15 protein-coding genes are annotated in these 16,160 nt (G+C 71.0%); all 15 read left to right on the top strand.

Annotation, left to right across the window (positions count from 1 at the left end):
- Positions 1-271 precede the first annotated feature (271 nt).
- Positions 272-949, top strand: coding sequence for a phosphatidylinositol phosphate synthase (gene pgsA, locus AC27LF_RS12965; protein WP_479656467.1), 678 nt, complete (start codon positions 272-274; stop codon positions 947-949).
- The gene (locus AC27LF_RS12960) at positions 946-1,854 is read left to right on the top strand and encodes a phosphatidylinositol mannoside acyltransferase (RefSeq protein ID WP_479656466.1); all 909 of its coding nucleotides are present in this window, start codon (positions 946-948) and stop codon (positions 1,852-1,854) included. The genes pgsA and AC27LF_RS12960 overlap by 4 nt, the downstream gene beginning before the upstream one ends.
- Positions 1,851-3,020, top strand: coding sequence for a glycosyltransferase family 4 protein (locus AC27LF_RS12955; RefSeq protein ID WP_479656465.1), 1,170 nt, complete (start codon positions 1,851-1,853; stop codon positions 3,018-3,020). Before AC27LF_RS12960 ends, AC27LF_RS12955 begins: the two co-directional genes overlap by 4 nt.
- A 500-nt stretch (positions 3,021-3,520) precedes the next feature.
- Positions 3,521-4,063: a LemA family protein gene (locus AC27LF_RS12950; RefSeq protein WP_479656464.1), complete on the top strand. Its 543-nt coding sequence runs from the start codon at positions 3,521-3,523 to the stop codon at positions 4,061-4,063.
- Positions 4,064-4,346: 283 nt separating this feature from the next.
- Positions 4,347-5,258, top strand: a complete 912-nt coding sequence (pdxS, locus tag AC27LF_RS12945) for a pyridoxal 5'-phosphate synthase lyase subunit PdxS (protein WP_479656463.1) — start codon at positions 4,347-4,349, stop codon at positions 5,256-5,258.
- A gap of 3 nt (positions 5,259-5,261) precedes the next feature.
- Positions 5,262-5,867 (top strand): pyridoxal 5'-phosphate synthase glutaminase subunit PdxT, encoded by a 606-nt coding sequence (gene pdxT, locus AC27LF_RS12940; RefSeq protein WP_479656462.1) that lies wholly within the window; start codon positions 5,262-5,264, stop codon positions 5,865-5,867.
- A 49-nt stretch (positions 5,868-5,916) separates the two neighbouring features.
- On the top strand, positions 5,917-6,669 hold the full coding sequence (locus AC27LF_RS12935) for a YebC/PmpR family DNA-binding transcriptional regulator (RefSeq protein ID WP_388706976.1): 753 nt from the start codon (positions 5,917-5,919) through the stop codon (positions 6,667-6,669).
- Positions 6,670-6,791: 122 nt separating this feature from the next.
- The gene (ruvC, locus tag AC27LF_RS12930; protein WP_479656461.1) at positions 6,792-7,331 is read left to right on the top strand and encodes a crossover junction endodeoxyribonuclease RuvC; all 540 of its coding nucleotides are present in this window, start codon (positions 6,792-6,794) and stop codon (positions 7,329-7,331) included.
- Positions 7,328-7,933, top strand: a complete 606-nt coding sequence (gene ruvA, locus AC27LF_RS12925) for a Holliday junction branch migration protein RuvA (RefSeq protein ID WP_479656460.1) — start codon at positions 7,328-7,330, stop codon at positions 7,931-7,933. The genes ruvC and ruvA overlap by 4 nt, the downstream gene beginning before the upstream one ends.
- Positions 7,934-7,968: 35 nt before the next feature.
- Positions 7,969-9,063 (top strand): Holliday junction branch migration DNA helicase RuvB, encoded by a 1,095-nt coding sequence (ruvB, locus tag AC27LF_RS12920; protein ID WP_479656459.1) that lies wholly within the window; start codon positions 7,969-7,971, stop codon positions 9,061-9,063.
- Positions 9,064-9,230: 167 nt separating this feature from the next.
- Entirely contained in the window at positions 9,231-9,779 is a 549-nt protein-coding gene (yajC, locus tag AC27LF_RS12915; RefSeq protein WP_479656458.1) for a preprotein translocase subunit YajC, read from the top strand.
- Positions 9,780-9,910: 131 nt separating this feature from the next.
- On the top strand, positions 9,911-11,680 hold the full coding sequence (gene secD, locus AC27LF_RS12910) for a protein translocase subunit SecD (RefSeq protein WP_479656457.1): 1,770 nt from the start codon (positions 9,911-9,913) through the stop codon (positions 11,678-11,680).
- Positions 11,681-11,683: 3 nt separating this feature from the next.
- The gene (secF, locus tag AC27LF_RS12905) at positions 11,684-12,790 is read left to right on the top strand and encodes a protein translocase subunit SecF (protein WP_479656456.1); all 1,107 of its coding nucleotides are present in this window, start codon (positions 11,684-11,686) and stop codon (positions 12,788-12,790) included.
- On the top strand, positions 12,787-13,326 hold the full coding sequence (locus tag AC27LF_RS12900; RefSeq protein WP_479656455.1) for an adenine phosphoribosyltransferase: 540 nt from the start codon (positions 12,787-12,789) through the stop codon (positions 13,324-13,326). The genes secF and AC27LF_RS12900 overlap by 4 nt, the downstream gene beginning before the upstream one ends.
- 236 nt (positions 13,327-13,562) lie before the next feature.
- Entirely contained in the window at positions 13,563-16,076 is a 2,514-nt protein-coding gene (locus AC27LF_RS12895; RefSeq protein ID WP_479656454.1) for a RelA/SpoT family protein, read from the top strand.
- The last annotated feature ends 84 nt before the right edge of the window (positions 16,077-16,160 follow it).

Genomic DNA, 16,160 nt, shown 5'->3' with positions numbered 1-16,160 from the left:
TGCACGGTGAGGTCACAGTGGGCGCGGGACACGCGTCAGCCGCGTGCGGTGGCGGCTTCGGCGACGCCCGCGGTTATTCGAGCTTTCCACTCCCGTCACGGTGCGTCCATACAAGCGACGTGATCGCGACGCCCGCCGGGAGTTGCGGCCCGGCCGCCCCGCTCCGCGCCGGTCCGGGTGCCCGGCCGTCGGGCACCCGCGCGCGTGGCTACGATGGGCCAGCCGACGTGGCCAGAGGGGCCGCGCGGCGACACCGACCGTCGGGAAGGCCATGCTGAACAAGTACGCGCGTGCATTCTTCACGCGTGTCCTCACACCGTTCGCCGCGTTTCTCATCCGCAGGGGCGTCAGTCCCGACACGGTGACGCTCATCGGCACGGCCGGTGTGGTCGCGGGCGCACTGGTCTTCTACCCCAGGGGCGAGTTCTTCTGGGGCACCGTCGTGATCACGCTCTTCGTCTTCTCCGACCTGGTCGACGGCAACATGGCCCGCCAGCTGGGCCGCTCAAGCCGCTGGGGCGCCTTCCTGGACTCCACCCTGGACCGGGTCGCGGACGGCGCCGTCTTCGGCGGCTTCGCCCTGTGGTACGCGGGCAACGGCGACAACAATGTGCTGTGTGCCGTGGCCATCTTCTGCCTGGCCAGCGGCCAGGTGGTGTCGTACACCAAGGCGCGCGGCGAGTCGATCGGGCTCCCGGTGGCCGTCAACGGCCTCGTCGAGCGTGCCGAACGGCTGGTGATCTCGCTGGTCGCCGCCGGCTTCGCCGGCTTCCACAAGTTCGGCGTACCGGGCATCCAGTGGCTGCTGCCGATCGCCCTGTGGATCGTCGCCGTCGGCAGCCTGGTCACCCTGGTCCAGCGCGTCGTCACGGTCCGCCGGGAGGCCGCCGAGGCGGACGAGGCGGCCGGCCACCGCAACGAGTCCCAGGGGAGCGAGGCGGCCAAGTGAGCGCTCAGGAGCGCCTGACCGACGCCCTGTACGGGTTCGGCTGGAGCGCCGTCAAGACGCTCCCCGAGCCGGTCGCCGTGCGGCTCGGCCGCACCGTGGCCGACCTCGCCTGGAAGCGGCGCGGCAAGGGCGTACGACGGCTGGAGAGCAACTACGCGCGCGTGCTGCCCGACGCGAGTCCCGAGCGCCTGGGCGAGCTGTCGCGCGCGGGCATGCGCTCCTACCTGCGCTACTGGATGGAGTCCTTCCGGCTGCCCGCCTGGAGCCGCGAGCGGATCAGGAACGGCTTCGACCCCAAGGACGTCCACCACCTGACCGACGGCCTGGCCGCCGGCCGGGGCGTCGTCCTCGCGCTGCCGCACATGGCCAACTGGGACCTCGCGGGCGCCTGGGTGACCACCGCACTGGGCACTCCCTTCACCACGGTCGCCGAACGCCTGAAGCCGGAGACCCTGTACGACCGTTTCGTCGCCTACCGCGAGGGCCTTGGCATGGAGGTCCTGCCGCACAGCGGCGGCTCCGCGTTCGGCACGCTGGCCCGGCGGCTGCGCGACGGCGGCCTGGTCTGCCTGGTCGCCGACCGCGACCTGTCCGCCTCCGGCGTGCGGGTCGGCTTCTTCGGCGAGCCGGCCCGGATGCCCGCGGGCCCGGCGCTGCTCGCCCAGCAGACGGGCGCGCTGCTGCTGCCCGTCACGCTCTGGTACGACGACTCGCCGGTGATGCGGGGCCGGGTCCATCCCCCGATCGAGGTACCCGAGACAGGTACGCGGGCCGAGAAGACGTCTGTCATGACACAGGCGCTGGCCGACGCCTACGCCTCGGGGATCGCCGAGCATCCGGAGGACTGGCACATGCTGCAGCGGCTGTGGCTCGCTGATCTGGACCCGCCGGAGGGAGCCTCGTGAGGATCGGTATCGTCTGCCCGTACTCCTGGGACGTGCCGGGCGGCGTCCAGTTCCACATCCGGGACCTGGCCGAGTACTTCATCGGCCTCGGCCACCAGGTCTCCGTCCTCGCGCCCGCCGACGACGACACCCCGCTGCCGCCGTACGTCGTCTCGGCCGGCCGCGCGGTGCCCGTGCCCTACAACGGCTCGGTGGCCCGCCTGAACTTCGGTTTCCTCTCGGCCGCCCGGGTGCGCCGGTGGCTGCACGACGGCGCCTTCGACGTGGTGCACATCCACGAGCCGACATCGCCGTCGCTGGGCCTGCTGACCTGCTGGGCGGCCCAGGGGCCCATCGTGGCCACCTTCCACACCTCCAATCCCCGCTCACGCGCGATGATCGCCGCGTACTCGATCCTTCAGGCGGCGCTGGAGAAGATCAGCGCGCGCATCGCGGTGAGCGAGTACGCACGGCGCACGCTGGTCGAGCACCTGGGCGGGGACGCGGTGGTCATCCCCAACGGCGTCGACGTCGGCTTCTTCGCCCGCGCCGAACCGAAGGCGCAGTGGCAGGGCGACACGATCGGCTTCATCGGCCGGATCGACGAGCCGCGCAAGGGCCTGCCGGTGCTGATGAGGGCCCTGCCGAAGATCCTCGCCGCGCGTCCGGGGACCCGGCTGCTGGTGGCCGGGCGCGGCGACGAGGAGGAGGCCGTCGAAACGCTCCCCGCCGAGCTGCGCTCCCGGGTCGAGTTCCTGGGCATGATCAGCGACGCGGACAAGGCGCGGCTGCTGCGCAGCATCGACCTGTACGTGGCACCCAACACCGGCGGCGAGAGCTTCGGCATCGTCCTCGTCGAGGCGATGTCGGCGGGCGCCCCCGTCCTCGCCTCCGACCTGGACGCCTTCGCCCAGGTCCTGGACCAGGGCGCGGCCGGGGAACTGTTCGCCAACGAGGACGCCGACGCGCTCGCCGACGCGGCGGTCCGCCTGCTCGCCGACCCGGCACGCCGCGCCGCGCTGCGCGAGCGCGGCAGCGCCCACGTGCGCCGCTTCGACTGGTCCACGGTCGGAGCGGACATCCTGTCCGTCTACGAGACGGTGACGACGGGCGCGGCAGCGGTGGCGACCGACGAACGCACCACGGGCCTACGCGCCCGCTTCGGCCTGGCCCGCGACCGCGACTGAGCCCGACGGGTCGTGTGGCGGCGGGCGGTCATGATCACCGGGTCCGGTGTTTGTGGGCGGGGCCGTGGTGGGCGGTGTGGCGGTGGTGGGTGTGGTGGTGTGCGGGTTCGGCTGGGTCGTGGGCGGTGATTGGGCCTGGTGAGGTGTGTGACTGGCGGTTGTGATCAGCGGGGCATGTTTTGTCGGCGGGGCCGTGGTGGGTGTGGTGGTGTGCGGGTTCGGCTTGGTCCTGGGCCGTGGCTGGGCCTGGTGGGTTGTGTGGTGGCGGGCGGTTGTGATCAGCGGGTCCGGTGTTTGTGGGCGGGGCTGTTGTGGGCCGTGTGGTGGCGGGCGGTCATGATCAGCCCGTCCGGCGTTTGAGGACGAGGCCGTTCAGGCCGAAGCGGGGGTCCGGGGGCGGCAGCCCCCGGTGACGGCAACCCCGACCCGGGCAGCCCGGCGAGAAACGGCACCCCCAGCCCCGGCCGACCCAGCGGAGCGCACAGGTAGCCTTGCCCGCCGTGACCGCAACCCTCATCTGGATCCTCGTCGTCCTGGTCGCCGTCGGCCTCTACCTGAGCTGGACGGCCGGCCGCCTCGACCGACTGCACTCCAGGATCGACGCGACCCGCGCCGCACTCGACGCCCAGCTGCTGCGCCGCGCCTCGGTGGCCCAGGAGCTGGCGACCTCGGGCGTGCTGGACCCGGCCGCGTCGATGGTGCTGTACGAGGCCGCGCACGCCGCCAGACAGGCCGAGGAGGAACAGCGGGAGGTCGCCGAGAGCGAGCTGAGCCAGGCGCTGCGCGCGGTCTTCGCCGAGCCCCAGCAGGTCGAGGAGGTCCGCAGGGCACCCGGCGGCGAGGCGGCGGCCCACGAGCTGACCGAGGCGGTGCGCAGGGTGCCGATGGCCCGCCGTTTCCACAACGACGCCGTGGGCGCGGCCCGCAGGCTGCGCGAGCACCGCAAGGTCCGCTGGTTCCGCCTGGCCGGCCACGCCCCCTTCCCCCTGGCCTTCGAAATGGATGACGAACCACCCCCCGCCCTGGCAGACCGGGCCAACTGAGCAGCGCCCCCGAAGACCGAAGGGGCGCGGGGAACTGCGCGACCAGCCACAACGGCGCAGCAGACGACCGACGGCAAGGGGCGCCACAAACATCTGCACGGCGCGGCACGAACACCTGCACGGCGCGGCACAAACACGGCACAAACACGGCGCAAGCACCGGCACCGCACGGGTCCCGGCGGGGCAAAACGATCCACCCGCTCGCCATTGGCCCTTGCTGTGGACTGGTCCGTTCACGTTTCCTCGGTGCGGCAGAAACCCTCTTGCATCGAGTGAGGTCCCCGTGTCCACCACGCTTCCCGAAAACCAGGCCCCCGAGACCGGCACCGCCCGCGTGAAGCGCGGCATGGCCGAACAGCTCAAGGGCGGCGTGATCATGGACGTCGTCACGCCGGAGCAGGCGAAGATCGCCGAGGACGCGGGCGCCGTCGCCGTCATGGCCCTGGAGCGGGTCCCGGCCGACATCCGCAAGGACGGCGGCGTGGCCCGCATGTCCGACCCGGACATGATCGAGGGCATCATCGACGCCGTGTCGATCCCCGTGATGGCCAAGTCGCGCATCGGCCACTTCGTCGAGGCCCAGGTGCTGCAGTCCCTCGGTGTGGACTACATCGACGAGTCCGAGGTCCTGACCCCGGCCGACGAGGTCAACCACTCCGACAAGTGGGCCTTCACCACGCCGTTCGTGTGCGGTGCCACCAACCTCGGCGAGGCCCTGCGCCGCATCGCCGAGGGTGCCGCGATGATCCGTTCCAAGGGCGAGGCCGGCACCGGCAACGTCGTCGAGGCCGTCCGCCACCTGCGCCAGATCAAGAACGAGATCGCCCGGCTGCGCGGCTACGACCAGCACGAGCTGTACGCCGCCGCCAAGGAGCTGCGCGCCCCGTACGAGCTGGTCAAGGAGGTCGCCGACCTCGGCAAGCTCCCCGTCGTGCTGTTCTCCGCGGGCGGTGTGGCCACCCCTGCCGACGCCGCGCTGATGCGCCAGCTCGGCGCCGAGGGCGTCTTCGTCGGCTCCGGCATCTTCAAGTCCGGCGACCCGGCCAAGCGCGCGGCGGCCATCGTGAAGGCCACCACCTTCTACGACGACCCGAAGATCATCGCGGACGCCTCCCGCAACCTCGGCGAGGCCATGGTCGGCATCAACTGCGACACCCTCCCCGAGACCGAGCGCTACGCCAACCGCGGCTGGTGACCCATGAGCACTCCTGTCATCGGCGTCCTGGCCCTCCAGGGCGACGTACGGGAGCACCTTGTCGCCCTGGCCGCGGCCGACGCCGTGGCCAGGCCGGTGCGGCGCCCCGAGGAACTGTCCGGCGTCGACGGGCTCGTCCTGCCCGGCGGTGAGTCCACGACCATCTCCAAGCTCGCCGTGCTCTTCGGCCTGATGGACCCGCTCCGCGCGCGCGTGCGGGACGGCATGCCCGTCTACGGCACCTGCGCGGGCATGATCATGCTCGCCGACAAGATCCTCGACCCGCGCTCGGGCCAGGAGACGGTCGGCGGGATCGACATGATCGTGCGCCGCAACGCCTTCGGACGGCAGAACGAGTCCTTCGAGGCGGCGGTCGACGTCGCGGGGATCGCGGGCGATCCTGTAGAGGGCGTCTTCATCCGCGCACCCTGGGTCGAGTCCGTCGGCGCGGCGGCCGAGGTGCTGGCCGCACACGAGGGTCACATCGTCGCGGTCCGGCAGGGCAACGCGCTCGCCACGTCGTTCCACCCGGAACTGACCGGCGACCACCGCGTGCACGCCCTGTTCGTCGACATGGTGCACGCGAACCGGGCGGCGGAGTCCTTGTAGGATCGCTGGCGTTCGTTGCAGAGATGGGTTACGCGAAGGAGACAGGCAGATGTCCGGCCACTCTAAATGGGCCACGACGAAGCACAAGAAGGCCGTGATCGATGCCAAGCGCGGCAAGCTCTTCGCGAAGCTGATCAAGAACATCGAGGTCGCGGCGCGGATGGGCGGCGCCGACCCGGAAGGCAACCCGACTCTCTACGACGCCATCCAGAAGGCGAAGAAGCAGTCGGTCCCGAACAAGAACATCGACTCCGCCGTCAAGCGCGGCGCGGGCCTGGAGGCCGGCGGTGCCGACTACGAGACGATCATGTACGAGGGCTACGGCCCCAACGGCGTCGCGGTGCTCATCGAGTGCCTCACCGACAACCGCAACCGCGCCGCCTCCGACGTCCGCGTCGCCATGACCCGCAACGGCGGCTCCATGGCCGACCCCGGCTCGGTGTCGTACCTGTTCCACCGCAAGGGCGTCGTCATCGTCCCCAAGGGCGAGCTGAGCGAGGACGACGTGCTCGGTGCCGTCCTGGACGCGGGCGCCGAGGAGGTCAACGACCTCGGTGAGTCCTTCGAGGTGCTGAGCGAGGCCACCGACCTGGTCGCGGTCCGCACCGCCCTCCAGGACGCGGGGATCGACTACGACTCCGCGGAGGCCAACTTCGTCCCGACCATGCAGGTCGAGCTGGACGAGGAGGGCGCCAAGAAGATCTTCAAGCTGATCGACGCGCTGGAGGACAGCGACGACGTGCAGAACGTCTTCGCCAACTTCGACGTCAGCGACGAGGTCATGGAGAAGGTCGACGCGTAACGCCGCGACGGACTGCACGGGCGCACGGGCCGACGGGACACACCCGTCGGCCCGTCCCTTTGCGGGGCGTTGTCGGTGGCAGCCGATAGCCTGCATGAACAGCAGATCGAAGGGAGGGGCGCGTGCGCGTGCTGGGGGTGGACCCGGGGCTGACCCGCTGCGGCATCGGGGTGGTCGAGGGCGTCGCGGGGCGCCCGCTGACGATGCTCGGCGTCGGCGTCGTGCGCACCCCCGCGGACGCGGAGCCGGCCCACCGGCTGGTCGCCCTGGAGCGGGGCATCGAGACCTGGCTCGACGAACACCGCCCCGAGTACGTCGCCGTGGAGCGCGTCTTCAGCCAGCACAACGTGCGCACCGTGATGGGCACGGCCCAGGCAAGCGCCGTCGCCATGCTCTGCGCGGCCCGCCGGGGCATCCCGGTCGCCCTGCACACCCCCAGCGAGGTCAAGGCCGCCGTCACCGGCACGGGCCGCGCCGACAAGGCGCAGGTCGGCGCCATGGTCACCCGGCTGCTGCGGCTCGACGCGCCGCCGAAGCCCGCCGACGCGGCCGACGCCCTCGCCCTGGCCATCTGCCACATCTGGCGCGCCCCCGCGCAGAACCGACTCCAGCAGGCCGTGGCCCTGCACGCAGCCAAAGCACCGAAAGGCCGTACGGCATGATCGCCTTCGTGAGCGGCACGGTCGCCGCACTCGCTCCCGACACCGCCGTCGTCGAGGTGGGCGGCGTCGGCATGGCCGTCCAGTGCACGCCGAACACGCTCTCCACGCTGCGCGTGGGACAGCCCGCCAAGCTCGCCACCTCCCTCGTGGTGCGCGAGGACTCGCTGACCCTGTACGGCTTCGTGGACGACGACGAGCGTCAGGTCTTCGAACTGCTCCAGACCGCCAGCGGCGTCGGCCCGCGGCTCGCCCAGGCCATGCTGGCGGTGCACACCCCGGACGCGCTGCGCCGGGCGGTCGCCACGGCCGACGAGAGGGCGCTTGTCGCCGTACCCGGCATCGGCAAGAAGGGCGCGCAGAAGCTGCTGCTTGAGCTGAAGGACCGGCTCGGCGAGCCGGTCGGCGCCCCGGCCGTCGGCGCCCCGGTGAGCCAGGGCTGGCGCGACCAGTTGCACGCCGCCCTGATCGGCCTCGGGTACGCGACCCGCGAGGCCGACGAGGCGGTCGCCGCCGTGACCCCGCAGGCCGAGGCGGCCGACGGCGTCCCCCAGGTCGGACAGCTGCTGAAGGCCGCCCTCCAGACCCTCAACCGCGCCCGCTGACCGCCTGCGCCCCGAGCCGCAGCTAGGAGACCTCAGTGAACTGGGACGACACGACCGGCACCCCCGCCTCCGAGGGGCCGGGCGGCCCCGCAGCGGAGCGGCTGGTCGGCTCGGTCGCCGACCGCGAGGACCAGGCCGTCGAGGCCGCCCTGCGCCCCAAGGACCTGGACGAGTTCATCGGCCAGGAGAAGGTCCGCGAGCAGTTGGACCTCGTCCTGCGCGCCGCACGCGCGCGTGGCGCAACCGCCGACCATGTGCTGCTCTCCGGCGCCCCCGGCCTGGGCAAGACCACTCTCTCGATGATCATCGCGGCGGAGATGGGCGCCCCGATCCGCATCACCAGCGGCCCCGCCATCCAGCACGCGGGCGACCTCGCCGCGATCCTCTCCTCCCTCCAGGAGGGCGAGGTCCTGTTCCTGGACGAGATCCACCGCATGTCCCGGCCCGCCGAGGAGATGCTGTACATGGCGATGGAGGACTTCCGCGTCGACGTCATCGTTGGCAAGGGCCCCGGCGCCACCGCCATCCCGCTCGAACTGCCCCCGTTCACCCTGGTGGGCGCCACCACGCGCGCGGGTCTGCTGCCGCCCCCGCTGCGCGACCGCTTCGGCTTCACCGCCCATATGGAGTTCTACGAGCCCGCCGAACTGGAGCGCGTCGTGCACCGCTCGGCCCGGCTGCTCGACGTCGAGATAGACCGGGAGGGAGCCGCCGAGATCGCCGGCCGTTCGCGCGGCACGCCCCGCATCGCCAACCGGCTGCTGCGCCGCGTCCGGGACTACGCGCAGGTCAAGGCCGACGGTCTCATCACGCGCGAGATCGCCCAAGCGGCCCTCGCCGTCTACGAGGTCGACGCCCGCGGCCTCGACCGCCTTGACCGCGCCGTGCTGCGGGCCCTGCTGAAGCTGTTCGGCGGCGGCCCGGTCGGCCTGTCCACGCTGGCCGTGGCGGTGGGGGAGGAGCGCGAGACGGTCGAGGAGGTCGCCGAGCCGTTCCTGGTCCGTGAGGGCCTGCTGGCCCGCACCCCGCGCGGCCGGATCGCCACGCCCGCCGCATGGGCGCATCTCGGCCTCGCCCCGCCCCGCTCGGCGGCGGCGGGAAACGGACAACAGGACCTGTTCGGGGCGTGACGGCGAGCGCATTGGCCGGGGCAGGAACCCAGGTGCCATGCTGAGCGTTGTTCCATGCGCGCGGACTCGCTTAGACTCCGCCGATGCCGCCCTTGTGGGCGGCGCCGTCCACACCCCCAGCCACCAGGCCGCAGTCCGCCGCGGTCGTGCGAAGGAAACCCCGTCCCGTGAATACCTTGACCCTCCTCCCGTTCATCGTGCTCATCGCGGCCATGTTCCTGATGACGCGTTCGGCCAAGAAGAAGCAGCAGCAGGCCAATGACATGCGGAACCAGATGCAGCCCGGTTCCGGCGTCCGCACGATCGGGGGCATGTACGCGACGGTCAAGGAGGTCAACGAGGACACGGTCCTCCTCGACGCCGGTCCGGGCGTCGACCTGCTCTTCGCGAAGAACGCCATCGGTGCCGTCCTCACCGACGACGAGTACAACCGCATCGTGCACGGCATCGAGCATGAACTGAAGTCCGACGCCGACATCGTCCCGGACGACGCCTCCTCCCTCACCGAGCACGACGAGCCCGCCGACGCCGCCTCCGACCAGGCCGTCGACCTCGGCAAGAAGGACGCGGCCGAGGAGCCGGCCGCCGACGCGAAGACGAACGCCGAGCAGAAGACGAACGCCGAGCAGAAGACGGACGCCGAGCAGAAGACGGACGCGGAGCCGACGGCGGACGACGAGGCGAAGAAGACCGACGGCGGCTCCGAAGCGAAGTAGACACGCCGAGGGGCGCGCGGTTCCGGCTCGCGCGTCCCACGGCGTGTACTCCTCGCAGGGGGTACCGAACCACGTCATGGCCGCCGCCGCGCCCATCCGGCGCGGGGCGGCCCGAGAGGGAGTACGAGAAGGTGGCAGCACCTAAGAAGGGCCGGAGCGCGAGTGCCCCGGGCAAGCCGGGGCGCTCGCTGGCCCTCATCCTGATCGCCATCGTGGCGCTCACCGGGGGCATGTTCGCCTCCGGGCACACCACCCCACGTCTTGGCATCGACCTTGCCGGCGGCACGAGCATCACGCTCCAGGCGAAGGCCGACCAGGGGTCCGCGATCAACAAGGCCAACATGGACACCGCGGTCGAGATCATGAACCGCCGTGTCAACGGCCTCGGTGTCTCCGAGGCGGAGGTGCAGACCCAGGGGACGAGCAACATCATCGTCAACATCCCCAAGGGCACCAACTCCGAAGAGGCCCGCCAGCAGGTCGGCACCACCGCAAAGCTGTACTTCCGCCCGGTCCTGGCCAGTGAGCCCAGCGGCGCCGCCGCCTCACCGAGCCCTTCGCCCAGCGGCTCCGCAGGCGGCAGCGCCTCCCCGTCGCCGTCGGGCAGCGCGTCGGCGGACGAGAAGGCGTCCTCGTCGTCATCATCGTCATCGCCGTCGCCCTCGACCTCCGCGACCTCCCAGGGACGGGCCCTCACGGACGCGCTGAAGGCCGACGCCACGCCGTCCGCGACCCCGAGCGCGGACTCCGCCAGCCCCTCGGCGAGCGGCACCGGCTCCTCCGGCGGCAAGCTGGAGGACCAGTACGCCAAGCTGGACTGCTCCAAGCAGGCCGACCGGGCCACCGCCGGGAAGACGGCCAAGCCGTCCGAGTCGACCGTGGCCTGCGGCGAGATCAGCGGCGCCTGGTACAAGTACATGCTCGGCCCGGCCGCCGTCGACGGCACCGAGGTCAAGAAGGCGCAGGCGGTCTTCGACACGCAGACCGCGGCCGGCTGGCAGGTCCAGATGAACTTCAACTCCACCGGAGCGAAGAAGTTCGCCGACATCACCGGCCAGCTCGCCAAGAACTCCTCCCCGCAGAACCAGTTCGGCATCGTCCTGGACGGCGAGGTCGTCTCCAGCCCGTACGTCAGCCAGTCCATCACCGGCGGCCAGGCGGAGATCTCCGGCAGCTTCACCCAGGAAGAGGCCCAGAGCCTCGCCAACATGCTGTCGTACGGCGCGCTCCCGCTGTCCTTCAAGGAGCAGAGCGTGACCACGGTGACCGCCGCGCTCGGCGGTGAGCAGTTGCACGCCGGTCTGCTCGCCGGCGCGATCGGCCTCGCCCTGGTCGTCCTCTACCTGGTGGTCTACTACCGCGGCCTGTCGCTCGTGGCCATCGCCTCGCTGCTGGTCTCCGCCGCCCTCACCTACGTGATCATGTCGCTGCTCGGCCCGACGATCGGCTTCGCGCTGAACCTTCCGGCGGTCTGCGGTGCCATCGTCGCGATCGGTATCACGGCGGACTCGTTCATCGTGTTCTTCGAACGCGTCCGGGACGAGATCCGCGAGGGACGCTCGCTGCGTCCGGCCGTCGAACGCGGCTGGCCGCGGGCCCGGCGCACCATCCTGGTCTCCGACTTCGTGTCGTTCCTCGCCGCCGCGGTGCTGTTCGTCGTGACCGTCGGCAAGGTCCAGGGCTTCGCGTTCACGCTCGGTCTGACCACCGTGCTCGACGTCGTGGTCGTCTTCTTCTTCACCAAGCCGCTGATGACCATCCTCGCCCGCCGGAAGTTCTTCGCACAGGGCCACAAGTGGTCCGGACTCGACCCGAAGAGCCTGGGTGCCAAGCCACCGCTGCGCCGCACCCGCCGTCCCGCCGGTCCTGCCGCCGGCTCTGTCGACCCGAAGGAAGCGTGAGCGATGTCGAAACTCGGCAACCTCGGCGCCCGACTGCACCGCGGCGAGATCAGCTACGACTTCATCGGCCACCGCAAGCTCTGGTACGGCATCTCGATCCTGATCACCATCACGGCCATCGTCGGCCTGGCGGTGCGCGGCCTGAACATGGGCATCGACTTCCAGGGCGGTGCCGTCTTCACCACTCCGAAGACCAGCGTCTCCGTGGCGCAGGCCGAGGAGTTCGCGAAGGACGCGGCCGACCATGAGGCGGTCGTGCAGAAGCTCGGCACCGGCGGTCTGCGCATCCAGATCGCGGGCATGGACACCCAGAAGTCCGACGAGGTCAAGTCCGCCCTCGCCCAGGACTTCAAGGTCAACCCGGAGACCATCAACGCCGACCTGGTCGGCCCCAGTTGGGGTGAGCAGATCGCCAACAAGGCCTGGGAGGGCCTGGCGATCTTCATGGTGCTCGTCGTGATCTACCTGGCCATCGCCTTCGAGTGGCGGATGGCCGTCGCGGCGCTCGTCGCGCTGATCCACGACATCACCATCACGACCGGCATCTACGCCCTGGTCGGCTTCGAGGTCACGCCCGGCACGATCATCGGTCTGCTGACCATCCTCGGTTACTCGCTGTACGACACGGTCGTCGTGTTCGACAGCCTCAAGGAGCAGACGAAGGACATCACGAAGCAGACCCGCTTCACCTACAGCGAGATCGCCAACCAGTCGATCAACGGCACCCTGGTCCGCTCCGTCAACACCACGGTGGTCGCGCTGCTGCCGGTCGCGGGCCTGCTGTTCATCGGCGGCGGCTTCCTCGGCGCCGGCACGCTCAACGACATCTCGCTGTCGCTGTTCGTCGGCCTCGCGGCCGGTGCGTACTCGTCGATCTTCATCGCCACGCCGCTCGTCGCCGACCTCAAGGAACGCGAGCCGCAGCTGAAGGCCCTCAGGAAGCGGGTCAAGGCCAAGCGGGCCCAGGCCGTGGCCGAGGAGGGCCCGGCGGCCGGCCGGCCCGGGCCCGACAGCGACCCGGAGGACGCCGCACCCGCCGTGGTGGGACCGCGCAACCAGCCCGCCTCCCGCAACCGGGGCCGCGGCCGACCCTCCGGGAAGCGTCGATGACCGACATCCAGGAGCTGCTGCTCAGCCGCATCCGCGACGTGGCCGACTACCCGGAGCAGGGCGTGATGTTCAAGGACATCACCCCGCTCCTGGCGGACCCGGCGGCGTTCACGGCCCTCACCGACGCGCTGGCCGACGTCGCCGGTGCCACCGGCGCCACCAAGATCGTCGGCCTGGAGGCCCGGGGCTTCATCCTGGGCGCCCCGGTCGCCGTCCGCGCGGGCCTCGGCTTCGTGCCCGTCCGCAAGGCCGGCAAGCTCCCCGGAGCCACCCTGCGCCAGGCGTACGACCTGGAGTACGGCTCGGCCGAGATCGAGGTGCACGCCGAGGACCTGACCGGGGCCGACCGCATCCTGATCGTCGACGACGTCCTCGCCACGGGCGGCACCGCGGAGGCCGCGATCCAGCTCATCCAGCGGGCCGGCGCCGAGGTCGCGGGCGTCGCGGTGCTGATGGAACTGGGCTTCCTGGGCGGCCGGACCCGGCTGGAACGGGCGCTGGACGGGGCTCCGCTGGAGGCGCTGCTCCAGCTCTGAGCACCGCAGCCGGGGCGTGCGCGGCAGCGCGCAAACCCGTGCGGACACCGCGGGACACCCCCGCGACACCCGTGGGACACCGCCGAGGCGGGCCCGGAGGAATCCGGCGCCCGCCTCTTGCGTTGCCCCTGTAGACGGTCCGCACTTCGGTCTCAAGGCGATGCCGAAGCCCGCAATCGATACCATGGGGTCTCCGGAGCCTGCCGGGGGACCCGGATCGCGCACGAGGAGTCCTCTTGCCAGATGAGGCCCAGCCACTGACCGCCGCCAAGCCCGAGTCCGCCTCGGCGCCCGCGGCGAAGCCCGCGCTGCCCGCCAAGAAGGACACCCGCGGGCCGGTCGAGCACGCCCAGTCAGCGCCGGTCGACCAGTCGATCCAGCCCGTGCGCCCCAAGCCCGCCCCGCCCGCGGTCCGTCCCGGCGCCGGGCAGCCGGCCCGCTCCGGCTCCTCCAACCGCGTCCGCGCCCGCCTCGCCCGGCTCGGCGTGCAGCGTGCCAACCCGTACAACCCGGTCCTGGAGCCGCTGCTGCGGATAGTGCGCAGCAACGACCCCAAGATCGAGAACGCCACCCTGCGTCAGATCGAACGCGCCTACCAGGTCGCCGAGCGCTGGCACCGCGGTCAGAAGCGCAAGAGCGGCGACCCGTACATCACGCATCCGCTCGCCGTGACCACCATCCTCGCCGAATTGGGCATGGACCCGGCCACCTTGATGGCGGGCCTGCTGCACGACACCGTCGAGGACACCGAGTACGGCCTGGACGATCTGCGCCGCGACTTCGGCGATGTGGTCGCCCTCCTCGTCGACGGCGTCACCAAGCTGGACAAGGTCAAGTTCGGCGAGGCCGCGCAGGCCGAGACCGTGCGCAAGATGGTCGTCGCCATGGCCAAGGACCCCCGCGTCCTGGTCATCAAGCTCGCCGACCGCCTGCACAACATGCGCACGATGCGCTACCTCAAGCGGGAGAAGCAGGAGAAGAAGGCGCGCGAGACGCTGGAGATCTACGCGCCGCTCGCCCACCGGCTGGGCATGAACACCATCAAGTGGGAGCTGGAGGACCTGGCCTTCGCGATCCTCTACCCCAAGATGTACGACGAGATCGTCCGGCTGGTCGCCGAGCGCGCGCCCAAGCGGGACGAGTACCTCGCCATAGTGACCGACGAGGTCCAGGCCGACCTGCGCGCCGCCCGCATCAAGGCGACCGTCACCGGCCGGCCCAAGCACTACTACAGCGTCTACCAGAAGATGATCGTCCGCGGCCGTGACTTCGCGGAGATCTACGACCTGGTGGGCATCCGCGTCCTGGTGGACACCGTCCGCGACTGCTACGCGGCGCTGGGCACCGTCCACGCGCGCTGGAACCCGGTTCCGGGGCGCTTCAAGGACTACATCGCGATGCCCAAGTTCAACATGTACCAGTCGCTGCACACGACGGTGATCGGCCCCAACGGCAAACCCGTCGAACTGCAGATCCGCACCTTCGACATGCACCGCCGCGCCGAGTACGGCATCGCCGCGCACTGGAAGTACAAGCAGGAGGCCGTCGCCGGCGCCTCCAAGGTCCGCACCGACGTGCCCAAGCCCGCCGGCAGGGCCGGCAAGGAATCCGCCGCCATCAACGACATGGCGTGGCTGCGGCAGTTGCTGGACTGGCAGAAGGAGACCGAGGACCCGGGCGAGTTCCTGGAGTCGCTGCGCTTCGACCTGTCCCGCAACGAGGTCTTCGTCTTCACACCCAAGGGCGATGTGATCGCGCTGCCCGCCGGTGCCACCCCGGTCGACTTCGCGTACGCGGTGCACACCGAGGTCGGCCACCGCACCATAGGAGCGCGGGTCAACGGCCGCCTCGTACCCCTCGAATCCACCCTGGACAACGGCGATCTGGTGGAGGTCTTCACCTCCAAGGCGGCGGGCGCAGGACCCTCCCGTGACTGGCTGGGCTTCGTCAAGTCGCCGCGTGCCCGCAACAAGATCCGCGCCTGGTTCTCCAAGGAGCGCCGCGACGAGGCGATCGAGCAGGGCAAGGACGCCATCGTCCGCGCGATGCGCAAGCAGAACCTGCCGATCCAGCGGATCCTGACCGGCGACTCGCTCGTCACGCTCGCGCACGAGATGCGCTACCCGGACATCTCCGCGCTGTACGCGGCGATCGGCGAGGGACACGTCTCCGCGCAGAACGTCGTGCAGAAACTGGTGCAGGCGCTCGGCGGCGAGGAGGCGGCCACCGAGGAGATCGACGAGAGTGTGCCGCCCTCGCGCGGCCGGAGCCGCAAGCGGCGTTCCAGCGCCGATCCGGGCGTGGTCGTCAAGGGCGTCGAGGACGTGTGGGTCAAGCTGGCCCGCTGCTGTACGCCGGTGCCCGGCGACCCGATCATCGGCTTCGTCACGCGCGGCAGCGGCGTCTCGGTGCACCGCAGCGACTGCGTCAACGTGGAATCGCTGTCGCGCGAGCCCGAGCGGATCCTGGAGGTCGAGTGGGCACCCACCCAGTCCTCGGTCTTCCTCGTCGCCATCCAGGTCGAGGCCCTTGACCGCTCCCGGCTGCTGTCGGACGTCACCCGCGTCCTGTCCGACCAGCACGTCAACATCCTCTCCGCGGCCGTCCAGACCTCCCGCGACCGCGTCGCCACCTCACGCTTCACCTTCGAGATGGGCGACCCGAAACACCTCGGGCACGTCCTGAAGGCCGTGCGGGGCGTGGAGGGCGTCTACGACGTGTACCGGGTGACCTCGGCCCGCAGCAGGTGACGCGGCACCGCGGACGGTGAGAGGGCCCCGTACGGCGTGTACGGGGCCCTCTCGCGCGACGCGCGACGGCAGAAGCGGACGCGG

The organism is Streptomyces diversicolor (genome assembly GCF_057537855.1).
Note: the sequence above shows the minus strand (reverse complement) of the source record. Positions and strands in the feature narration are given on the sequence as shown.